Below are 3,926 nucleotides of genomic sequence, written 5' to 3'. Positions count from 1 at the left end.
GGGCTTCATTGACAGAACCATCTTCAAAAAGAGCCGCATCAAATTTACCTGTCTTTATCCGAGAAACCACCGCATTAGGTGAAACACCCATCTTTTTTGCAAACGCACGAACCGATAGACCCTTACGCGTTTTCTTATTCATAGTTGCTCCATTTTGAATGGTATATACGAATTATTGTACACTTTAATTATTGACAAGGCTTTATTTTTCGTGTACATAAAATATATGAAGATAGTGTGGGATGAACCAAAAAGAGCTTTAAACATTGTTAAACATAAGCTTGATTTTGCTGATGTTATTTACTTTGACTGGGAACATGCTCTTATTGATGCAACCCATTCAAACCGCATGAAGGCTATTGGACATTTTGCGGATGGCACAACAGTTATTGTTTTTGCAAAGCTTGGCAATGAAGCGATATCCATTATCAGTTTTCGTCAAGCGAATAAAAAAGAAAGAGAGGTTTTCAATGACTATCAAAAAAACCTTTGAAACAGGATGTGGCTATACAAAAGAAGATTGGGACGCTGTGGATTCCCCACCACTAACAGATGAAGAACTTGCACGCTTAAAGCCAGCTAAAGACGTTTTACCAGCCTCTTTTTTTAAGTATGTAACAGAAGAGCGCCGTAAACGTGGGCGTCCACCCGTTGAATCTCCTAAACAAGCGGTTACTCTCCGTCTCGACCCAAATGTTATTGCCTCTTTTAAAAAACAAGGAAAAGATTGGCGAACACGTATGGGTGAAGTCTTAAAAAAAGCAAGTGGCAGCTAAACCAACCACCTCCCCATTTTTGAGAACGGGGAGGGGAGTTCTGTTTTTAAGTTAAGCAACCTTTTTAATGGGGCTTTCTAAATCTGGTTCGTAAGCTTTCAAAAAAGGATTCATAGCCATGGGAAACTCTGAAGCTCCGAAATCTGTAAGAACTGCCAGAATCTTTGTAAAATTGGGCACTTCGTCTTGAAGTTCTAAAATCAAAGCTTTTTCCACCACGCCCATGACCTGCACCAGCGTGTTACAATCCTCATCTCCAACACTTTGATGATTGGAAAATTGAGCCAACGCTATCCACAAATCGCATAAGAAGTCGACACTGCTATTCATTGCACACCCCCAAAGATTTGCTCTCTCAAACATGCCAATCCTCTGGATGTAATTTTTGTTGAAGGGAGCACTTTTTCTGTACCATCTGGTCTTTGAATGGTGATAGCAGGACAGTCCATGAAACCTTTTTTGTTTTATCTTGATAAGGTAACAGAGGCGCCCCTGGAGTACGCCGATACACCCAACCATGTTTACGCAAGTAATCAGTTAAATCCTTTGGTCGTACTTCCAACATCTTTGCTGCTTCAATAAGACCGAATAAACCATCAGAGCGTTTTAAGCCTTCCAAAGCCTCTGCTTTAGGCTTGAGTGTATTCACCTCATTTCTTAAGTCTTCTAATTGATTAATACTCTCTAAAAGGAGCTGTTTGATCGTAAGAGGATTTTCCAATGCATTGGCAAGATTTATTTGCGGTGTTGCTACTTGTTTCAAAAGTCGTTCACATTTGATAAAATATTGACGAGCTTCATGTCCTTTATCGTTACGCTCTATCATGGAAAGGTGTTTAGCCATGTCTAAGGTGAGGTAGTATTCTATGCTTGGGCGCCCACCTTTTTCTAAATTTTTAGAAAAACCTATAAAGTCTATATTTTCTCGAAAATTACATTCTTTAATGCGATTTTTAATCCAGTCTGCAAACTTTGATGTAATTTCCAAAAATGCGTGCAATTCACGCGCATTAACAGTTTGAACAGTTTCCTGATCAATAACCTGTTCTGATATTTCTATAAGTGTGTTCATAATGAACTCCTAGTTGTTAGAGGTTTCTTAATGACACTCTAAAAGAGTGCCGGGCGCTAAGAAACACGGCAACTAGCCCGTCGTTATGCTTTCCCCGAAAGGGTATTATATGGCATAACCACACCCGACAATATTATTATATGCATGTAGCATACAATGAGTCAAAGCTTTTAAATTGCGGAAAACGAGTTATTTCGGCAACCAATCCGCTAGTTGTTTTAAGGTGTTTCTTAGGCACCTGATTCGGCAATAGATATAATGATACTGTCTTGTCAAGTGATAAAAAACTTTTTCTAAAAAATAATCCACTATTGTACAGTGTGTATATGAGGACACATTAAATTTGTTATTTATCAATGAGTTAAGTGTACAATGTACAGTTGATTTGAAAATTCTGTCGCTAGCGATAGTTCGCGCTCGCCTGCCCCGCAACGAAGCCAACCCGCTGGGAAGTACCTTTTGCATTGATTTTATTGTATTTTTTCTGGAGAAAACCAAAGCGCAAGTGATAATCTGCTTTAAAAATTACAATTAAAGTGAGTAGTGTGGTGACATAGCTTAAGAACATTATTTAGCTTTCTTATTGGCGGCATATTCTTGACGAGCAAGTTGGTACTGTATATTGGCAATTAATCTTTCATTGGCTTCTTTTACAATAGCACTTGCAATTTCTGGCTTAGACATCACTTTAGCAATTGAAGGTCCTTCTTGTTTTGCAATGGGGAATTGATCTCCGTCATCTCTTTGAAACACATTCCCTCCCATTTTCAATTCAACACGCTTTGGAAAACTGCCTCCCTTGATAAAACCATGGGGTAAGATTTCTTTCTTTCCAAACAGTGTGTAAGTTACGCCGCGTTTTGTTTCGTTTGCTTTAAAAAATTTAAGAGGTATCGGTGTTCCAGAACCAATGATATCTGTCTCAAGAAACCTTGCTGTCGCCTTTTCTTTAATATAAACACCTCTTCTTATACGCTTTATTTGGGCTGATGAGATGTCTGCAACTTGCTTTTCAGTGAAGCGTTCAACTTGTTTTGCTGTAGTGTTTAGAGCATTACGCAGAGCCCAATTAAGGCGAGGGGCTTGAAGGCTTGTGAAGGTATCTTTTGCCTGTTGAAGATACCATTTTTGGTGGATGATTAACTTCAACTTCTAAGCCTTTTTTGGGGTAGGTGACTTGGAAGCTTTAGATGCTTTTGGCTGTTCGAGTGGAATTTCCTCTGTCACTGGTTCAGACGATGTTTGTACGGCTTCTTGTTCTATCTGTTTAATTTGTTCAATTGCCTTATCTGTTTTTGCTGTTGTCTTGACGTCAACAAAAAGTTTTGCAGCATTGGCGCGCTTGAGACGTGCGTAGACTTGATTAGAAACTTCAACAAATGGATTATTGGGTGTTGATGGTTCAAAGCGAACAGTGCTTTTATTGTCTCCAACAACACACATTGGCTTAGTGATGACAGCTTTCATCATTGCTCCTTTTGCGTCATAATTAATGACATCATTAGTCAATTATTGATTTTTGTTATTTGAAAAATAGATTAGTCAGAATTATCTAGAAAACAGAGCTTTCTAGCCATATTAAAGGCTTGATATTTCATTGAATTTTTGGGAATATTTTTGAATTTTGGACGCAATACAACCAATGCAGTGCCGTCATTAAATACGATTTTTTACACCATGCCAACAAAAAAATCTATATTTTAGATTTTATAAATTATTGTGAAATTATTATAGGAGGGAAAGGCAATGACAGGTCCAGAAATATTAGATGCCATGTATATAATATCAATGATAGTTATATCCCTCTTGACTATAGCGTTTTGTTTGCCTGCCGCCTTTTGATTTTCATTAATAGTTTGCGGATCATATGCAATTACACGCTTTTGTAAAAAAATCGAGAGTGAGAAATTTTTCCAGATTGATGAGCTAAATATTAAGCTCGTGACGGGCTGCTGTTGCCAAAAAAGCAGATCTTGTTAAACCTCTCTTTTGTGCACAATTATCAATTGCACGTAAAAGCCCTCGTTCAATTGATATATTTGTGCGTATGACTTCTGAATCATTTTCAATAAAAGGAA

General features: G+C 37.9%; 7 protein-coding genes. 2 read left to right on the top strand and 5 right to left on the bottom strand.

All coding sequences use genetic code 11. From position 1 onward, the window contains the following. Positions 1-226 precede the first annotated feature (226 nt). Together ACFIL8_RS08060 and ACFIL8_RS08055 are read left to right on the top strand one after the other, a co-directional pair. On the top strand, positions 227-493 hold the full coding sequence (locus tag ACFIL8_RS08060) for a BrnT family toxin (RefSeq protein ID WP_375613975.1): 267 nt from the start codon (positions 227-229) through the stop codon (positions 491-493). Further along, entirely contained in the window at positions 471-776 is a 306-nt protein-coding gene (locus tag ACFIL8_RS08055) for a BrnA antitoxin family protein (RefSeq protein WP_006589112.1), read from the top strand. Before ACFIL8_RS08060 ends, ACFIL8_RS08055 begins: the two co-directional genes overlap by 23 nt. 51 nt (positions 777-827) lie before the next feature. Here ACFIL8_RS08055 and ACFIL8_RS08050 read toward each other — a convergent pair whose 3' ends face one another. The 5 genes from ACFIL8_RS08050 to ACFIL8_RS08030 form a co-directional block, all read right to left on the bottom strand. After that, positions 828-1,106: a hypothetical protein gene (locus tag ACFIL8_RS08050; RefSeq protein WP_375613974.1), complete on the bottom strand. Its 279-nt coding sequence runs from the start codon at positions 1,104-1,106 to the stop codon at positions 828-830. Positions 1,107-1,131: 25 nt separating this feature from the next. Then, a complete protein-coding gene (locus ACFIL8_RS08045) occupies positions 1,132-1,848 on the bottom strand; it encodes an antA/AntB antirepressor family protein (protein WP_375613972.1) in 717 nt (238 codons plus the stop codon). Between the two features lie 567 nt (positions 1,849-2,415). Then, entirely contained in the window at positions 2,416-2,997 is a 582-nt protein-coding gene (locus tag ACFIL8_RS08040) for a hypothetical protein (protein ID WP_375689373.1), read from the bottom strand. Between the two features lie 3 nt (positions 2,998-3,000). Further along, positions 3,001-3,315: a hypothetical protein gene (locus tag ACFIL8_RS08035; protein ID WP_273790330.1), complete on the bottom strand. Its 315-nt coding sequence runs from the start codon at positions 3,313-3,315 to the stop codon at positions 3,001-3,003. 459 nt (positions 3,316-3,774) lie between these two features. Further along, a partial coding sequence (locus ACFIL8_RS08030) for a type II toxin-antitoxin system HicB family antitoxin (protein ID WP_375689375.1) occupies positions 3,775-3,926 on the bottom strand: 152 nt, incomplete at its 5' end.

The organism is Bartonella sp. AP57NXGY, from assembly GCF_042195805.1.
Classification (GTDB): Bacteria; Pseudomonadota; Alphaproteobacteria; order Rhizobiales; family Rhizobiaceae; genus Bartonella.
The sequence above is the reverse complement of the archived record's forward strand: the minus strand, read 5'-3'. Positions and strand labels throughout refer to the sequence as shown.

Coding starts and splice junctions, on each gene's coding strand:
- ACFIL8_RS08035 (WP_273790330.1), bottom strand. CDS start 3,315: ATGAAAGCTGTCATCACTAAGCCAATGTGTGTTGTTGGAGACAATAAA.
- ACFIL8_RS08060 (WP_375613975.1), top strand. CDS start 227: ATGAAGATAGTGTGGGATGAACCAAAAAGAGCTTTAAACATTGTTAAA.
- ACFIL8_RS08055 (WP_006589112.1), top strand. CDS start 471: ATGACTATCAAAAAAACCTTTGAAACAGGATGTGGCTATACAAAAGAA.
- ACFIL8_RS08050 (WP_375613974.1), bottom strand. CDS start 1,106: ATGAATAGCAGTGTCGACTTCTTATGCGATTTGTGGATAGCGTTGGCT.
- ACFIL8_RS08045 (WP_375613972.1), bottom strand. CDS start 1,848: ATGAACACACTTATAGAAATATCAGAACAGGTTATTGATCAGGAAACT.